The 16,901-nt window shown below is 51.7% G+C and carries 14 protein-coding genes; 9 read left to right on the top strand and 5 right to left on the bottom strand.

The window, feature by feature from the left end; genetic code table 11:
* Positions 1-83 precede the first annotated feature (83 nt).
* Both FC49_RS05235 and FC49_RS05230 read left to right on the top strand, forming a co-directional pair.
* Entirely contained in the window at positions 84-1,712 is a 1,629-nt protein-coding gene (locus FC49_RS05235; protein ID WP_056984452.1) for a bifunctional aspartate transaminase/aspartate 4-decarboxylase, read from the top strand.
* Entirely contained in the window at positions 1,709-2,632 is a 924-nt protein-coding gene (locus FC49_RS05230; protein ID WP_056984451.1) for a hypothetical protein, read from the top strand. Before FC49_RS05235 ends, FC49_RS05230 begins: the two co-directional genes overlap by 4 nt.
* 54 nt (positions 2,633-2,686) lie before the next feature.
* On the opposite strand, the gene FC49_RS05225 is transcribed toward FC49_RS05230, so the two are convergent.
* Complete coding sequence (locus tag FC49_RS05225) at positions 2,687-4,120, bottom strand: C69 family dipeptidase (RefSeq protein ID WP_056984450.1); 1,434 nt, start codon at positions 4,118-4,120, stop codon at positions 2,687-2,689.
* A gap of 100 nt (positions 4,121-4,220) precedes the next feature.
* Positions 4,221-4,739, bottom strand: coding sequence for a Cys-tRNA(Pro) deacylase (gene ybaK / locus FC49_RS05220; RefSeq protein WP_003712438.1), 519 nt, complete (start codon positions 4,737-4,739; stop codon positions 4,221-4,223).
* A 128-nt stretch (positions 4,740-4,867) separates the two neighbouring features.
* On the opposite strand from ybaK, the gene FC49_RS05215 reads away from it, so the two are divergent.
* The gene (locus FC49_RS05215) at positions 4,868-5,599 is read left to right on the top strand and encodes a GntR family transcriptional regulator (protein ID WP_003712470.1); all 732 of its coding nucleotides are present in this window, start codon (positions 4,868-4,870) and stop codon (positions 5,597-5,599) included.
* Between the two features lie 20 nt (positions 5,600-5,619).
* Here FC49_RS05215 and FC49_RS05210 read toward each other — a convergent pair whose 3' ends face one another.
* On the bottom strand, positions 5,620-6,735 hold the full coding sequence (locus tag FC49_RS05210; protein WP_056984449.1) for an acyltransferase family protein: 1,116 nt from the start codon (positions 6,733-6,735) through the stop codon (positions 5,620-5,622).
* 290 nt (positions 6,736-7,025) lie between these two features.
* Between FC49_RS05210 and FC49_RS05205 the strand changes: the two genes are divergently transcribed.
* The 3 genes from FC49_RS05205 (at position 7,026) to FC49_RS05195 (ending at position 11,974) form a co-directional block, all read left to right on the top strand.
* Positions 7,026-9,437, top strand: a complete 2,412-nt coding sequence (locus FC49_RS05205; protein ID WP_003715565.1) for a phosphoketolase family protein — start codon at positions 7,026-7,028, stop codon at positions 9,435-9,437.
* Positions 9,438-9,692: 255 nt separating this feature from the next.
* Positions 9,693-11,048: a branched-chain amino acid transport system II carrier protein gene (gene brnQ, locus FC49_RS05200; protein WP_082603558.1), complete on the top strand. Its 1,356-nt coding sequence runs from the start codon at positions 9,693-9,695 to the stop codon at positions 11,046-11,048.
* A 20-nt stretch (positions 11,049-11,068) separates the two neighbouring features.
* On the top strand, positions 11,069-11,974 hold the full coding sequence (locus FC49_RS05195) for an ROK family protein (RefSeq protein WP_003712445.1): 906 nt from the start codon (positions 11,069-11,071) through the stop codon (positions 11,972-11,974).
* Positions 11,975-12,025: 51 nt separating this feature from the next.
* On the opposite strand, the gene FC49_RS05190 is transcribed toward FC49_RS05195, so the two are convergent.
* Together FC49_RS05190 and FC49_RS05185 are read right to left on the bottom strand one after the other, a co-directional pair.
* Positions 12,026-13,966 (bottom strand): elongation factor G, encoded by a 1,941-nt coding sequence (locus FC49_RS05190; protein WP_056984447.1) that lies wholly within the window; start codon positions 13,964-13,966, stop codon positions 12,026-12,028.
* A gap of 4 nt (positions 13,967-13,970) precedes the next feature.
* Positions 13,971-14,441 carry a universal stress protein gene (locus FC49_RS05185; RefSeq protein WP_003712411.1) on the bottom strand — a complete coding sequence of 157 codons (471 nt, stop codon included), beginning with the start codon at positions 14,439-14,441 and terminating at the stop codon, positions 13,971-13,973.
* A gap of 246 nt (positions 14,442-14,687) precedes the next feature.
* Between FC49_RS05185 and FC49_RS05180 the strand changes: the two genes are divergently transcribed.
* The 3 genes from FC49_RS05180 to FC49_RS05170 all read left to right on the top strand — a co-directional run bounded on the left by FC49_RS05180 (position 14,688) and on the right by FC49_RS05170 (position 16,701).
* Positions 14,688-15,701 (top strand): lipoate--protein ligase, encoded by a 1,014-nt coding sequence (locus FC49_RS05180; RefSeq protein WP_056984446.1) that lies wholly within the window; start codon positions 14,688-14,690, stop codon positions 15,699-15,701.
* Between the two features lie 137 nt (positions 15,702-15,838).
* Entirely contained in the window at positions 15,839-16,246 is a 408-nt protein-coding gene (locus tag FC49_RS05175; RefSeq protein ID WP_003712455.1) for a hypothetical protein, read from the top strand.
* Positions 16,243-16,701: a hypothetical protein gene (locus FC49_RS05170; protein WP_003712414.1), complete on the top strand. Its 459-nt coding sequence runs from the start codon at positions 16,243-16,245 to the stop codon at positions 16,699-16,701. The genes FC49_RS05175 and FC49_RS05170 overlap by 4 nt, the downstream gene beginning before the upstream one ends.
* Positions 16,702-16,901 lie beyond the last annotated feature (200 nt).

Genomic DNA, 16,901 nt, shown 5'->3' with positions numbered 1-16,901 from the left:
GGGGTGATAAAAAACGGGGAGCTTTGTTATAATGAAGGCGTTTGGAGATGGGAATCATAGTTTGTGAGCGGAGGGATAGAACAATGACGGCAGATATAAATATTTTTAACCAGGTCGACGACTCGCAGGTCAGCAACCTCGACCAGCTTTCTAACTTTGAAGTAGCAGCGATTTTTAACAAGTATGCTCAGCATAACCTGCGGGGCAACGAGGTCGTCAATGGCGGCCGGGGGAACCCAAACTGGATTGCCACGACAGCCCGGCTGGCCTATTCCCGCCTGTTAGAGTTTGGGGTCACCGAAGCGGAACGGACCTATTTTGACCCGCGGGGGATGGCTGGTGATGTTCAAAAGGAGGGCATTTACCAGCGCCTGATGATTGCTCTGAAATCCTCGCGGCGGGATATTTTCCTACGGACGGTGATTGACGCGGCAATCAGCCAGCTGGCAATTAAGGATAAGGATGCCTTCGTCTACGAACTGGTTGACGGTGCCCTTGGCGATCACTATCCTTACCCGCCCCGCTGCTTGACCTACACTGAAAAGGTCCTGCAACAGTACCTGCAGAAGGTCTGCTTCAAGGATGTTCAAATGGCACAGGATGTTGATATTTTCCCAACGGAGGGCGGCACGGCAGCGATGGTCTATATTTTCCAGGAACTGCATTACGCCCACGTACTGTATCCCGGCGATACGGTCGTTGTTAATTCGTCCATCTTTACCCCGTACCTGCAAATCCCGGAACTGAGCGAATACAACCTGCGGATCAAGACGGTCACGACCAAACGCGAGAATAACTGGCAGATGACTGATGAACAATTTGAACAGCTCAAGGATCCACGGGTCAAGGCCTTCTTCGCGGTCAACCCGACCAACCCGACGGCCCGGGCATTCACGCCGGAACGGCTGGCAAAGTTTAAGGAAGTTATTAAGGCAAACCCCGACTTGGTAATCATCACTGACGATGTGTACGGAACCTTTTCGCCAAGCTACCAGTCGATTTTCGCAGTGGCGCCCCACCACACCATCCTGGTGTACTCATTCTCGAAACTGTATGGCGCGACCGGGCAGCGACTCGGTGTGGTCTGCATGCACCACCAGAATGTCTGTGACCGGATCATCCAAGAAAACCTGCAAAACTGCCGCCTAAAGGAATTAGATGAGCGCCGGTACTCAATCGTGGTGCCCGATCCCCACAAGATGAAATTCATTGACCGGATGGTTGCTGATAGCTGGGCAATCGGCCTTTACCACACTGCGGGTCTCTCATCGCCCCAACAGGTAATGATGGACATGTTTGCCCTCTCGAACCTCAAGAATGCGGGGCTAAGCCCGTATGTCCAATTGTCACGGGAAGTTGTCGCGGCCCGTTACCATGAATTTTGGCATGGCCTTGGCATCCAGCCCGATGAGACACCAGAAAACACCCGCTATTACACCCTGGTCGACATCTTTGACCTCATGCGCCAACGGCACGGAAAGAAATTCTGCCAGTACTTCAAGGACAACTACAACTACTTGGACTTTACTTACCGGCTGGCAACTGAATTTGGGGCCGTGGTAATGGATGCGACGGCGTTTGGCGCGGAAAAGGGAAACGTCCGGGTTTCGTTGGCGAACCTTGAGAAGGCTGACTATCGGAAACTCGCGCGGGCCATCCTTGACCTGGTAGATGAGTACTACCAGGTATTTAAAAAGAAAAATAAGAAGTGAGCAAGCAGTTGGAAAAGCAAAGTACAAGGCGACCGCTGATATTAGCGCCACAGCTGCCGTTAGCCTGGACGGTGAGTTGGCTGGTCATGGTCAGTGTGGCCCACGCACTGGGCCGGCCGCTGGCAACTGGGGATGATGTTCAAGAGTCCGTCTTGCTCTTGTCGGCGGTTGTGATCCTCGCCAATATTTATAATCTAGTAATCTTATACCAACGGCCGACCGTTAATCAGCTGCGTGACAATTGGGCGATTCTTGCCTATGCATTGGTGCTGAGCTGTTCGACCGTTCTTGCCTGGGGCCAGCCGCGCGCGATTCTCCTACCAGATAAACTAGCTGGCTGGCAGTCCGTCTTTCTGCTCCTGAACTGTGGTCAGGCGGGGCTGGGGATCTATCTCTGGCAACGCTGGTCCTGGACAACGCCCGCCAGTAACCGTGACCGCCTATCGCTATGGCTGATGCCAGCCGCCTTGTTGCTGACGGCAATTATCTTTCCACCGGTCTTGGAGCCGTTCGGGAGCGCCGCGCGGCAGGTCGTGCTGGCAAATGCGGTGGCCCTTGGCGTCCTGCTTTACTGTCAGTGGCGTAACCGCGACCGTTTACTGGCTCCGGTACCGGCCCGGCTGAGTGCTGGCTACCAGATGATCCTAGGGTGTCAGCTTGCGGCAGGATTATTTTGCCTGGTTTTAGGGGTACCGCTGTTGGTCTGGCGGTGGAATGGTGAATCGACGGGAGCCGTTGGTGCCTGCGTGGCCGTTAGCATCCTCGTCGCCGAGCTGACTACCGGCGTACTAGCCGCCCTGCAGCGGTACCGGCTGCAGTACCAGTACGGGTTAGCCAGGAAGCACCAGTTGCGTTACCGGTGTTTGGGTGCACTTTTATTAGCCGTGGTATTAGTCAGTTGTTGCCTATTGATGATATGAAAAAACTCCCTCTCGTTGTTCAACGAGGGGGAGTTTTTTTGGATATGGATGAAATTAAAGGTTCTTATCCATAATGAAGGTCAGCTTGGAAAGCTCCAGGCCGTGCATAATCAACTTCGCCATCAGGTCCTTGGTCCGCTTGGCTAGTTCTGCAACCATCTTGTGGCTTTCGGCACTCAGGAAGGCGCTGACCTCACTGTTGTCCTTACCAGCAACTTGTGGGGCGACGGTGTTGACCCACCGATAAAGGTATTCCCGGCAGTCCTTGAGGTAGTCGAGATCCTGTTGAGCAAACTCAGCGTGGTGAGACTCTACGATCATCGACAGGGCGCGGTACATCCAGTAGGCGCTCTTGAGGTCCATATTCAGTTCCATTGGGGTTTCCCGGTAGCTTTTGTCCATGTCCTGGGCCTGACCGAAGAACGGAACGTATGGGGTAAAGGTTGGTACTCCGAAGCACATCCACATAATGGTCGAGGCTGCTTCAGGCAGGTCGTTGCGAACTTGCAGGACGTGGGAGTTTTGGGTCCGGTTCAACGAGATTGGCCGGAAGAGGTGCTTTTCTTCGTCCGTCCCCTTGCCCAGTGGGTCGTAAGGGGTGCCTTGGTAGTGGCTGCTCAATACCTGTTCGACGTCTTCCAGGGTCAGCTTCCGGTCGCTCCGCATGATGAACGGCAGGTCAAAGTCCAGTGGGTCCATCTCAACTGTCGGGTTCAGAATTTTGTGCCCGTACCACTGACGGGGAGTGTTGTAGTGCTGGTCGAAGAAGTTAGCGGTACCGAAAATATGGCGGAAATTCCAGCCGTGCTTGTCCGGGTTCAGGTGGTGCTGTTCGACGAACTCCTGAATTCCCTCCGACCACATAAAGTTGTCAGGGTCGCTAAAGTCGACCTGCTGGATGGCAACCCGGTTTCCGGTGACGGCGTAGGCATCATCTGGAATCCGCTGGGCAACCCAGTGGTGCCCGGTGACGATTTCCATGTACCAAATATCGTTTTTGTCACTGAAGATGACCCCATTTCCCTCAGCAGAACCGTACTTTTTGATCAGACCGCCCAGGTAGCTAACCCCTTCTTTAGCACTGTTGATGAAGGGAAGGGTGGTGGCAACGATGAGGTCTTCGTTAATTCCGGATTCGGTGTTCAGGGGGTCAAACGAAAGGACCCGCTCGTTGGCATAAACACTTTCAGTTGCGCTCATGCCGACATTTTGGGAGTTAAAGCCGCTTTCGTCAAAAATCCCCTGGTTCTTGTAATCGACGTTCGGCGTCCCCTGGTAGCTGTAGCCATCAGCTGGACGGTCGACGACACAGTGGTTGAGGTAAGCCTTGACCTGGTTAGGGTGGTTGCGGTAGGCCGGGTAGACAACCAGCCGCATTGGGTTCAGTGGGCCAAAGGTGTCGTCATTACGGGCAGCCATCGTCGACCCGTCGATGCTGGCATTTTTACCAACAAGAACGGTAGTACAAGCAGATAAGTTTTTCTTCATTACGTATTCAGACCTTTCTACAAACCTGATGAACAAAAGCGTTTCCTATACTATTATTTTAAGGTTTACCAATGAGCTGGTCAAACATTACTCCCCGTAACTAACCGTTGAAATGGGCCTGCTGCAAGTCGGCGAATTCTGCGTGGACAAGCTGGGCAAGGTCTTCAGCATTGAGCTGTACTGACCGGCCGATTTTGCCGGATGAAACGTAGATGGTCCCCTGCTCCCGGGCTGACTGGTCAATAAAGATCGGGTATTGGAACTTTTCGTAAATTCCGACCGGGGTGTTGGCCCCGTGGACGTAACCGGTGGTCTTGAGCAGGTTCTTCAACGGGACCATGCTGACCTTTTTGTTGCCGGAAACCTTCGCCAGCTTTTTTTCATCGAGGTGGGTATCAACGGGGATGACTCCGACGAGCGGGCCGGTGGCGTTCCCAGTCAGGACCAGGGTCTTATAGATGGTATGTTCATCAATCCCGGTGTGATCCACCGTCATTGTGCGAACGTCCCCATCCTGGTGGGTAGGGAACTCAGCTTGCTGGTAGGCAATCTTGTTTTTATCGAGGATTTGTTCGACCTGGGTCTTTTTTAATTTGCTTTTTTTGTTCTTTTTACTCATAATAAGATTCCTTTCAAAATAATGGAACGGACCAATCTTTTATAAAAAGGTCCCAATTAAAAATAGGTCTGTTATACTAGTAATGAATATAACAGCACAGGAAATAAATCTGAGGAGCTAATAAAAACATGGCAGATTTAGTATACCGCTCTGTAATGCGCGATATAAAACAAAAAATCTTGAAAAATCAGTATGCGGGGATGCGCCTGCCTGACGAACGGAGCCTGAGTGAAACCTATGGGGTAAGCCGGAGCTCCATCAAACGCGCGCTCGGCATCCTGGCCCAGCAGGGGATTATCTTCAAAAAACGGGGGTCGGGGACCTTCATTAACCCCCTCTACCTCAAAAACCAATCCCTCTTCCACTATGAAGGCAGTAATCTCGGGATTACCGACAGTTTCCAGCTGGACGGTAAGAAGCAGAGCATCCAGCTGCTTGACTACCAGGTTGTCCCGGCCAACGCGGACATCCAGGAAGAGCTTTTTCTCAGCAATACCGACTTTGTTTACCAGATTAAACGACTGCGCTTGATTGACGACCAGCCCTTTATGATTGAGACCGGCTTTATCCCGATTAAGATTGTGCCGACCCTTTCCCCAGCCGTGGTTAATAGTTCGATTTTCAACTACTTAGAGGATACCAAGGGCAAACGGGTTACCAAGTCCTTTACGACCATCAGCGTGTCACCATCGACGGCCGACGACCAAAAACTGTTGGAGTTGAAACCAACGGAGCCGGTTGCGGTAATGGATGGGGTCTTTTTCCTTGACGACGGAACCCCATTTGAGGTTTCTAGTATGCGGATTCACTACCGTTATATGCGGTATAGTACTTTTATCAACCTGGACCAGGAAGGCTAACAGCGGTTGGGAGCGTGCTCTCAGCCGTTTTTGATTTGGCGGTGTCCACAGGCGCGCTTGATTTCCGACCAGGTCCGGTGGGCACCGTAGGCAAAGGCGAAGGAACAGGTTATGGTAAGAACGACCAGCAGGGGGAGGGTCAACTCAAGCGGCAGCCACGGCAAGAACCGCCGGCTGGCTTGCCAGAGCCAGTATAGCCAGAAAAGATGACCAAGAAAGGCGCGGTGGGCATAGAGCGCAACCCAATGGATGAAGGGCAGCCACTGGTTGCGGAACTTTTGCAGGTGGCCGAGCAGGGTGGCAATCAGGCCGATTGTGGAGAGATTATAAAAAATCATTGACGGCAGGTAATAGGGGGCGTTAGTCAAGCGAACCGGATAGCCGTAACGAAAGAAGTTGGCAGTAACGATATATAAGAAGAGTAGCCAGAGGACCAGTTGGGCCAGCCAGTGCCGAGCCATAAATGGGCGTAGCTCTGTTGCAAATACGTGCGTGAGAACTCCACAAACGGCAAAAATGATGAAGCTTGGGAAGACCCGGTCAAGCAGGTACCAGTGCTGGGCCTGATAGCCATGAAAAACGACCCGCTCATATAGTAGGTGCCAGCAGATTTCAAAGAGCAGGGCCAGCAAAAAGAGCAAGCAGCCACGGGCCGGCCGGTGGCGAACTAGGCGGGCGAGCCACCAAAAGAGGGGCATGATGATGATAAATTGCAGCATCATCACGTTGTACCACAGGTGGGGTGCCGCGTTTCCGTTAATGAACTGCCAGGCAAAGCTCGCCCAGTTGTGGTAGTGCTGGTGCTGCTGCAACTGTGGCAGCACCAGCAGGTAAACAGTCGTCCATAAAATTGACGGTATAAATAGGATGTGCCAGCGGTTGAGCATAAAGCGCGGGTAATCGCGGAGGTGGGTATCCGGATGGGTGCGGACGGTTGAGTACACGATTCCAAAGATGAAAGCGGGGGCGCTGAACTTAATGAGTTCATAGATTCCGCCTAGGAAGAACTGCTGACCGATTGCGTGAGTGGCCGGCAGGAGGAAGGTGATGACGGACTGGGTCATCACCGTCGTTACCGCCATAAGTTTTTCAAAATCACCGATATCCGCGCGGTTCAGGCTATTTAACTCTACCAATTGCTCCTTGCTCCCATCTTTAGCTAATATTACATTTTTTAGTATACACCCCTGACCGCAGTGTAGGGTTTAGGGACTGCTATGGTGCGCTTTTAGCCGGTTGTTATCAATAAGCAGAAGTTAAAGAACGGCTAAAAAAGATTAAAATTTGATAATTGGACCGTATCAATTTTCAAAAAGGTTGACTTTAAATAAAAAGCGTTTATCATTAAGGATGTAAATTGAATGATTTACGTTAGTTGTTAGAAGCACGAACGTATTTGATTTATTCAGAAGGAGTGTTTATTAGAATGGCAGTAGATTACGATTCCAAGCAATACTTGGAAAGTGTTGATGCTTACTGGCGTGCTGCAAACTACCTTTCAGTAGGTACTTTGTTCTTAATGGGTGACCCACTGTTACGTCAACCATTGAAGCCAGAAGACGTTAAGCCAAAGCCAATTGGTCACTGGGGTACGATTGTTCCACAAAACTTCATTTACGCCCACTTGAACCGGGTTATCAAGAAGTACGACCTTGACATGTTCTACATCGAAGGTTCCGGTCACGGTGGCCAAGTTATGGTTAACAACTCATACTTGGATGGTTCATACACTGAAATTTACCCTGAATTTACTCAGGACACTAAGGGAATGGCTAAGCTGTTCAAGCACTTCTCATTCCCAGGTGGTACTGCATCACACGCCGCACCTGAAACTCCAGGTTCAATCCACGAAGGTGGGGAACTTGGTTACTCACTTTCCCACGGTGTTGGTGCAATCTTAGATAACCCAGACGTTATCGCTGCTGTTGAAATCGGTGATGGTGAAGCTGAAACTGGTCCATTGATGGCATCATGGTTCTCAGACAAGTTCATCAACCCAATCAAGGATGGTGCGGTATTGCCAATCATCCAGGTTAACGGTTTCAAGATTTCTAACCCTACTATCCTTTCCCGGATGAGCGACGAAGAACTGACTAAGTACTTCGAAGGTATGGGCTGGAAGCCATACTTCGTTTCCGCTTACAAGGAAGCTGACCGTGAAGGTGAATTCGACGGTTACAAGGACCACATGGATGTTCACGAACAAATGGCTAAGACGATGGACAAGGCCATCGAAGACATCAAGGCTATCCAAAAGAACGCTCGTGAAAACAACGATGAATCACTGCCACAATGGCCAATGATCATCTTCCGTGCACCTAAGGGTTGGACTGGTCCGAAGAAGGATCTTGACGGTAACCCAATCGAAAACTCATTCCGTGCTCACCAGATTCCTATTCCGGTATCACAAGATGATATGGAACACAAGGACATGCTGGTTGACTGGATGAAGTCATACAAGCCAGAAGAACTGTTCGACGAAAATGGTCACCCAGTTGACTTAGTTGAACAAAACACTCCTGACGGTGACAAGCGGATGGCAATGAACCCAATCACTAACGGTGGTAAGGATCCTAAGCCGCTGATCTTGCCTAACTACCGTGACTTTGCCGTTGACGTTCAAAACCACGGTACTGTTGTTAAGCAGGACATGCTGGAATGGGGTAAGTACCTCAGCAAGATGGCAGAACTGAACCCAGATACTTTCCGTGGCTTCGGTCCTGACGAATCTAAGTCTAACCGTCTGTACGCTATCCTTGACAACCAAAAGCGTCAATGGATGGAAGAAGTTCACGAACCAAACGATGAAGACGTTGCACCACAAGGTCGGATGATTGATTCTCAACTGTCCGAACACCAAGCAGAAGGTTTCCTTGAAGGTTACACTCTGACTGGTCGTCACGGATTCTTCGCAACTTACGAAGCATTCGGTCGGGTTGTTGACTCCATGCTGACTCAACACATGAAGTGGTTACGGAAGGCTAAGGATCTTTACTGGCGTAAGCAATACCCAGCATTGAACTTCGTTGATACTTCAACTGTCTTCCAACAAGACCACAACGGTTACACTCACCAAGATCCAGGTCTGTTGACTCACATGTTCGAAAAGGAACGTCCAGACCTTGTTAAGGAATACCTGCCAGCAGATACTAACTCCCTGATGGCTGTATCCAACAAGGCATTCAACGACCAAGAATGCATCAACATCTTCGTAACTTCCAAGCACCCACGTGCACAATGGTTCTCCATTGACGAAGCTACTGAATTGGTTGACAACGGTCTTGGCTACATCGACTGGGCTTCTACTGACCAAGGTAGCGAACCTGACGTTGTTTTTGCTTCAGCTGGTACTGAACCTACTGAAGAAGCTCTTGCCGCAATCGACATTCTGCACGACAACTTCCCAGAATTGAAGATTCGTTACATCAACATCGTGGAAATCATGAAGCTGATGAACACTGACAAGAACCCTGAAGGATTGACTGATGCAGAATTCAACCAATACTTCACTACTGACAAGCCAGTAATCTTCGCATGGCACGGTTTCCGTGACATGATCCAAGCCCTGTTCTTCGACCGTGCTAACCGCAACGTTCACATCCACTCATACGAAGAAAATGGTGACATCACCACTCCATTCGACATGCGTGTATTGAACGAACTGGACCGGTTCCACTTGGCTAAGGACGCTATCCAAAACGTACCTGGCTACGAACAAAAGGCTGCTGCTTTCGTTGCCAAGATGGACAACATGATCAACAAGCACAACCACTACATTCGTTCAGAAGGTAAGGACTTGCCAGAAGTTACTAACTGGACTTGGAAGGGTCTCAAGTAATCAACTCCTGATTGCTAATTAAACACTTAATAAATAAAGGAGACTGGGAATTAACTCAGTCTCTTTACTGTTTTAAAGTTAAAAATGCAACAGCGCAGTAGATGGCTGGCAGTTCAAACGCTGATTTATCAGCATTTGACCAACCTAGCCATCCTTACGGAGGTGGGACGACGAACTAGTTAAGCTAGTTCTGTCTCACTCTCTTTTTTCGCATTCCCGGTATAATTTATAGGATTATTGACGAGGAGAGAATTGATGATGAACATACGCTGGCAACGGGGCCGGACCTACCTGGTGATTGGCTCACTCGTTTTTGGAATGTTGTTCGGGGCTGGAAACCTGGTCTTTCCGGTTCACCTGGGCCAACTGGCGGGAGCCAACTGGGGGCCGGCAGCGGCCGGTTTTATTAGTTCCGGGGTCCTCCTGCCATTACTAGCACTCCTGGCGCTTAGTGTAACCCGGAGCCGGGGCTTGTTTGACCTTGCCCGGCCGGTCGGTGACTGGTTTGCTCTGGTCTTCCTGATAATGGTTCACGCCACCATTGGTCCGCTTTGTGCCACCCCCCGGACGGCTACCGTTCCCTACGCGATTGGTATTGCTCCGGCACTGCCGGCGAAGATGCAGTCGCTGGGTTTAGCCTTGTTTACCGGAGCCTTTTTTCTGGTGGCCTACTTTTTTTCGGTAAAGTCCGGAAGGGTGACGGAGATTATTGGCAAGGTCCTGAACCCGGCCTTTCTGGTGATGCTCCTGGTGGTGTTCCTCCTGGCCTTTTCCCGGCCAATGGGTAAACTATCCACTCCGCACCCCACAAGCGACTATTTAACGCAACCCCTTGCGAATGGCTTTTTACAGGGCTATAACACCATGGACGCTCTGGCGATGCTGATCTTTGGGGTAACCGTCGTCGCGGCCGTCCAGCAAATGGGCTTCGACAACCGGGCCCGCTCGCTAGCAACGGCCAAGGGGGGCTTTATCGGCATTCTGGGGATTGGCGTCCTCTACTTGGGGCTGATTTATCTCGGGACCACCAGCAGGAACCAGTTTGCATTAGCGACCAACGGGGGGACGACCCTTAACCAGGTGGCTCATTACTACCTGGGGACGTTCGGCAACGTGCTTCTGCTGACGCTGGCCACAGTGACCTGTCTGACGACGGCGATGGGGCTGGTAATTGCTTTCTCCCAGGACTTCCACCAGCGCTTCCCCCAGATTTCATATAAGACTTTTTTGCGCTTGAATTGTCTGCTATCCTTTTTAATCGCCAACCTTGGCTTGGACCAGATTGTAACCTGGTCGACGCCGGTACTGATGTTCCTGTACCCCTTAGCAATCGTTTTGATTTGCGTAGCCCTTGCTTCGCCATTATTTGGCCGGGCTCCGGTGGTGTACCGGTGGGCACTGGGACTGACGATAATTCCCGCTTTATTTGCCCTGGTTGCTAATGTACCGCCAGCCTTGAAGGGATGGACGGTTAGCCGCCTACTGACCGGTTGGGCAGAGCAGCACCTGCCACTTTTTGCTACGGGTTTTGCCTGGCTGCCCTTTGCGCTTGTCGGGACAGCTATTGGTTTGGCCGTCCGGCAGTACCAGCGGTATAATGCAGGTAAATAACGCGAGGGGAGAGTGAGCAAGTGCAACGTTACTATTTAAGTATCGATATTGGAGGAACGGCCATCAAAAGTGCCCGGATCGATCATTCCGGCAATATTATTGCGACGGACCAGTTGCCAACGCCCCAGCGAGCGGACGATTTTTTAGCGGCGCTTGCCCAGCTTATTCACGCTAGTCAGGATGTTCATGCTGTGTGCGTGAGTGTCCCTGGAATCGTCAACCCGACTACGGGGCAGGTGGAGTTTACGGGGGCGCTTGGTTTTATGGGCGAATTTAACCTGGCAGAGTATGTGCGCCGGTTAACCGGACTGCCGGTCTACGTTGGCAACGATGCCAACTGCGCCACCCTAGCGGAGATGTGGCTAGGCAACCTGACGACGGTGGCTAACGGAGCGGTTGTCACCCTGGGGACTTCGGTTGGCGGGGGTCTGATGATTAATGGTCAGCTCCTGGCCGGGCCTCATTTTCGGGCAGGGGAAATCAGTGCAATTGTCAACAACCATGACCACTTGGACCCCCACGAGGCGACGGTTGGGGCCAGTACGTCGGCGGTCAAAATGATTGCAGCGGTGGCGGCAGCTTGTGGCTTGCCAGATTCCAGGGATGGCCGCCGGGCATTTGTAGAAATTAACCGGCATACTCCGGCAGCCTGGGAGATTTTTACTGCCTTTTGCCGGCGGGTGGCAGTTCTGCTAATCAATGTTCAAGCCGTTGTTGACCTTGAGCGGATTTTAATTGGTGGTGGAATCAGTGCTCAGCCGGTAGTTGTCAGTGAGATCCGTCACCAGTTTAAGCTGCTCCAGGAGAGTGACCGTCGTTTGCAAGACGACATTGCGATGCCCGATATTCAAGCTGCCAAGTTTGGCAACGAGGCCAACTTGTTAGGGGCTCTATATGGCCTGCTCCTCCAACTTGAGGAAAAGTAGAATAGAGTAAGGCGCTTAGCCCTGTGGCAATTTCCACTGGACTAAGCGCCTTTATTTTTGGTATGGGAAGTGGGCCATGGCAGGAACCTGATCCCATTTGACCGGGTAGCCGGCACCGTGAGCGCAGAAAACCGAATCTGGTGTATTGGGGAGGTCCGCTACCGGATCATATTGGTGGTCGGTAATAACCTCGGCAGCGTTGTGGCACGGACGGTAGCCGTCAACGACACACTCCAGCTGACCTTGACCACGGTTATAATTACGAACGGTAATGGCGTAATCACGCATTGTGGCGACGGGGCCACTGCCGGTGATGGTAGTCAGCGGACCGGCACCACTCTCCGTAAGCTTAAAATCAGCGCCCATCTGCTGCAGGTCATTGATTGCGCGCCCAACTTCCTCCTGGGGGACGGTTAAACGATAGTGGTACCAGGGTTCTAAGAGGACGCACCACTTCTGAGCTCGTAACTCCATCAAACCCTGGCGGACAGCCCGCCAGGTGGCCTCGCGAAAGTCGCCGCCGACGGAGTGGACGATGCTCCCCTTACCGCCGACCAGAGTGATTTGAACGTCGGTGAGGGGAGCCCCAATGAGGACGCCGCGGTGTTCCTTGGCGCCCAGGCTGGCCATGACCTGTTGCTGCCAGTTGTGACTTAGGACCTCTTCGCGGCAGTGGCTGGTGAAGGTGAGCCCGCTTCCGCGGGGAGCAGGCTCTAAGCGCAGGTGGACTTCGGCATAGTGCCGGAGCGGCTCAAAGTGTCCGACTCCTTCCACAGGGCGATCAATCGTTTCGCGATGGAGAATCTGCCCGTTAGTAAACTGAACTTGGAGACCGTACCGTTGGGCTAGCAGCTGTTCAAGAACCTCTTTTTGAACGGTTCCCATCAGCTGAACACGTGCCTCTTGGAGCTCGCTCAGCCACTCGACCTTGAGTTGGGGCTCCTCGTCGGCTAGTTCGCGCAGGGCCGCGAGGTATGGCCGCGGATTATCATTGTCGATTTTGATCGCGTAGGAGAGTACAGGTTGCAGCCGGGGCTGAGGTGCGGTTGTGGCCTGACCCAGTCCCTGGCCGGGATACGAGGAAGTTAGGCCGGTAATGGCACAGACGCCGCCGGCCGGAATCGATTGCTGGATAGAAAACTTACTGCCGTTGTAAACCCGCAGTTGGTCGGCTTTCTCACCGGGGAGGACTTCCCTTTTGGCAACCAGCTGTCCGCTGAGGACACGCACCCAACTGAGCCTGTTACCGCGGTCATCATGAGAAATTTTGAATACCCGGGCAGCAAATTGGTCACCAGTAGAAGGAGTTTCGACCGTCCACTGTGCTAAACCGTCGAGCAGTTCTTGGATGCCGGTAAGTTTTAACGCGGAGCCGGCATAACACGGAAAAAGTTTGCGCTGCTGGATCAGGCTTTGCACCTGCTGCTCCGTCAGGCAATCGTTAGCCAGGTAGCTTTCGAGGACTGCATCATCTTGCATGGCGATTGCTTCGGCGGTAGCGCCGGTAGTTGGTGTTTTACCTGTAAAGTCAACACAGGCTGCTGACAATGAGCTTTGTAGCTGTTTGATAACTGCTGGGACATCGGCGCCGACACTATCGGTCTTATTAATAAAAATAAAGGTTGGCACGTGGTATTGCGCTAACAGGTCCCAGAGGGTGCGCGTGGAGCCTTGAAGTCCGTCGGTGGCGGAAATAACGAGGACTGCATAATCAAGCACCTGCAGGACCTGCTCTGTCTGGGCCGCAAAGTCGATATGGCCCGGGGTATCGAGGAGGGTTAGGTGGAGCTTCTGGTAGTCGAGGGCGGTCTGGTGGGTAAAAATCGTGATCCCGCGTTGCTTTTCCAGCTGGTCGGGATCGAGGAAGGAACTTCCCTTGTCCACGCGCCCGAGCTGCCGCAGCTGACCAGCCTGGTAGAGTAATGCCTCTGTCAGGGTAGTTTTTCCCGCATCTACGTGGGCAACCAGGCCCCCAATAATCTGCTTAGTCATCGTTCTACTTTTGGAAGCCTTCCGTGGCCCGGACGACGAGGACATCGCAGTGGGCCGTCCGGCTAACGTAATTGGTGACGGAACCAATCATCAACCGTTCTACGCCAGAAAGCCCCGAGGCGCCAATTACAATCAAATCGGAATGGTGATCGGCGGGGAATTCCCGTGCGATGACCCGCTTGGGATTGCCGAACCGGATATGGATGCTGACGTCGGTCACCCCGGCGTTTTGCGCCTTCTGCTTGAGGTCATCCATCCGCCCGCGGGTGGCGTGAACCGCGCTATAAGTTTGGTCATCAGAAGGACCAGCATCACTGTAACCATCAGTGAGCTGGTCGACCTGGGTGATCGTTAAAATATCTAGGTGGGCGTTATTACGGAGGGCGGCCTTGATGCCAGCCTCTAGGACCCCGGCAGTTGCCTTCGAACCGTCGACAGCGACCAGGATATTCTGGTATTGCGAATTGTCTGCCATATTAAAAACTCCTTTACTGCAGTGGGAAGTGGTTAGCGTGATGAAGAGCACCGCGGGTTGCGAAAGCAGCGTCATGCTCTTGCTTTACCCTTATTATACGGTTTTTCGCCGCTTTTTTTCAGCTTATTCTTACTTATTATTTGAAAACGCTTGCAGATAGGAATAAACTAATCATAGAAACTTAAAAGACATATTTTAGGTTTTAGTCTAATTTTGTTATGATTTTCACAAGTTAGGAGTAGGACAATGCGTTATGTTTCAATGACTTCCCACAATATCGGGATGAACTTGGCGACTGAACAGTATCTGATGAACGAGAAGGATTTTGGTCAGGAACCACTGGTACTTTTTTACTATGAAGAACCGTGCATTATCGTCGGCCGTAACCAGAACACGGCGGAAGAGATCAACCAGGACTACGTTAAGGAGCACAATATTCGGGTGACCCGGCGGCTATCTGGTGGCGGGGCCGTTTACCAGGATTTGGGAAACCTCTGCTTTAGTTTTGTGGTGCCGAGCGATAGTGAAGAGTTTGGTGACTTTAAATCCTTTACCCAGCCAATCGTGGATGTCTTGCACAAGATGGGGGCAACGACCGCCGAAGTGAGTGGCCGGAACGACATTTTGGTTGATGGGAAGAAGTTTTCTGGTAACGCAATGTACTCCAAGAACGGCAAGATCTTCTCGCATGGGACACTGATGTTGAACGTGGACCTGAGCGTTGTTGCGGATGCCCTTCACGTAGCCCAGGATAAGATTGCCTCCAAGGGAATCAAGTCGGTGCGGTCTCGGGTAACGAACCTTCGTCCGTACCTGGCAAAGGAATATCAGGATATTGATGTGCCAACGTTCCGTGACGACCTCCTAAAGGGGCTGTTTAATGTCGACAGCCTTGAAGAAATCAAGGATAAGCAGTATGTAGTTACTCCTGAGGATCAAAAGGAAATTGATAAGATCTACGAGCAATACTACAACAACTGGGACTGGGTTTATGGCAAGAATCCTGAATTTACAACGAAACGCCGGAAGCACTTTGACATGGGAACGATTGATGCCCGGCTGGATGTTAAGGATGGCGTCATCAAGAACGTGAAATTCTTCGGTGACTTCTTCGGCCCGCAGGACGTTACGCAGCTGGCCGACCAGCTCAAGGGGGTCAAGTATGACCGGGATGCAATCGCGGCGGCGCTAGAAAAGGCCGGGACTGCCCAGTACATTACGGGAATTCCAACGGCAGAGATTGCTGATTTGCTGGCCTAATTGAGCTTTCCCAATTAATTTAGTAGAATGGGAGTGTAAGCGGGTGAGTTATGTGAAACTCATCCAGCCCCGCGGAATTTGCGTAACGGGGTGCAGCAAGCACTCCTTTTTGTTTTTAAATGAAGGTTGGTAATGAGATGAAGAATTCTGATAAAGTGATAGTTGTGACGTCGGTAGCAGCGGTGTTCGCCCTGGTACTGGATGCCATTATGTTTCTCCAACACGGGCAATCCTTGGCTGACCCGGAAGTTTGGGGGCGGCTGCTAGTATTCATTATCCTGGCAGTTATCGTTAACGGTCTGGCCCTATTGAAGATGCGCTTTTGCGGCTATGCGACCATTCTCGTGAACCTCTACTTTGCGATTGCCAGTTTAGCCACCTTTCAAACGATTGATTCCCGGATGACAGTAACGGGGGTTCTGGTACAAGGGCTCAGCATTATTGGGATTCTCTTGGGCTGTGCGGGAATTTACTATGGCATTAAGCAGCGGGCGGAATACACGCAGGCACGGATTAAGAAAATGGAGGAGCAAGCGAAAAAATGAAGATGACGGTAGCCGATTATTTAGGACAGGTAACGGGTGACCGGGTCGTAAAGGAAACGGTTGCGAAGACAGCGGCCCAGGCCCAGCAAAAAACGACGCTAAAGGCGGCCATCCAGTTTATGCTTGACCAGTTTGATAAGGGGTATCTCGGCCAGTATAATCTCGACGTTAAGATGAAAAAGGGCGATCCAGTAAGTGTCCGCTTAGAGGCGAACCTCATCAACGTCCCAATGGGGGAAGCAGAGCGTTTAGATGGGAAGCTACTGGATCAGGAGCCGGAATACCCGGTCAACTTGTATATGGTCATGGAAAGCGCCGACGTTAATAAATCAGGACTGCGCATTGATGAGCTGGCAAATGATACCGACCAGGGCGGCAGCATTACAGCCCTAGTGGAACGGGCACAGGAATGGATGGCGGAGCACCTGGCAGCCGTTGCCGAGAATCGGGCATAGTGCTTGTTAATTCCGGTTGATTTGGTATAATGGACTTTGCGATGAGTCGAGAGGTCTGGTAGCAACCCAAATGGCTACCATTGACATTTTGACAGTGGGGCGCGTTAACTCACCGGATTGTGAGGCGCCTGGTTAATGGCGAAGTGGACATCGCAATTGACCTGAGATAATATGGCTCTTCGTCAAGAAGTACTGATGAG

The organism is Limosilactobacillus oris DSM 4864, from assembly GCF_001434465.1.
Lineage (GTDB): Bacteria > Bacillota > Bacilli > Lactobacillales > Lactobacillaceae > Limosilactobacillus > Limosilactobacillus oris.
The sequence above is the reverse complement of the archived record's forward strand: the minus strand, read 5'-3'. Positions and strand labels throughout refer to the sequence as shown.

Bases quoted from the DNA above. Each gene is read 5' to 3' on its own strand.
- FC49_RS05235 (WP_056984452.1), top strand. From the start codon at position 84: ATGACGGCAGATATAAATATTTTTAACCAGGTCGACGACTCGCAGGTC.
- FC49_RS05225 (WP_056984450.1), bottom strand. From the start codon at position 4,120: ATGAAGAAAAACTTATCTGCTTGTACTACCGTTCTTGTTGGTAAAAAT.
- ybaK (WP_003712438.1), bottom strand. From the start codon at position 4,739: ATGAGTAAAAAGAACAAAAAAAGCAAATTAAAAAAGACCCAGGTCGAA.
- FC49_RS05215 (WP_003712470.1), top strand. From the start codon at position 4,868: ATGGCAGATTTAGTATACCGCTCTGTAATGCGCGATATAAAACAAAAA.
- FC49_RS05205 (WP_003715565.1), top strand. From the start codon at position 7,026: ATGGCAGTAGATTACGATTCCAAGCAATACTTGGAAAGTGTTGATGCT.
- brnQ (WP_082603558.1), top strand. From the start codon at position 9,693: ATGATGAACATACGCTGGCAACGGGGCCGGACCTACCTGGTGATTGGC.
- FC49_RS05190 (WP_056984447.1), bottom strand. From the start codon at position 13,966: ATGACTAAGCAGATTATTGGGGGCCTGGTTGCCCACGTAGATGCGGGA.
- FC49_RS05185 (WP_003712411.1), bottom strand. From the start codon at position 14,441: ATGGCAGACAATTCGCAATACCAGAATATCCTGGTCGCTGTCGACGGT.
- FC49_RS05180 (WP_056984446.1), top strand. From the start codon at position 14,688: ATGCGTTATGTTTCAATGACTTCCCACAATATCGGGATGAACTTGGCG.
- FC49_RS05175 (WP_003712455.1), top strand. From the start codon at position 15,839: ATGAAGAATTCTGATAAAGTGATAGTTGTGACGTCGGTAGCAGCGGTG.
- FC49_RS05170 (WP_003712414.1), top strand. From the start codon at position 16,243: ATGAAGATGACGGTAGCCGATTATTTAGGACAGGTAACGGGTGACCGG.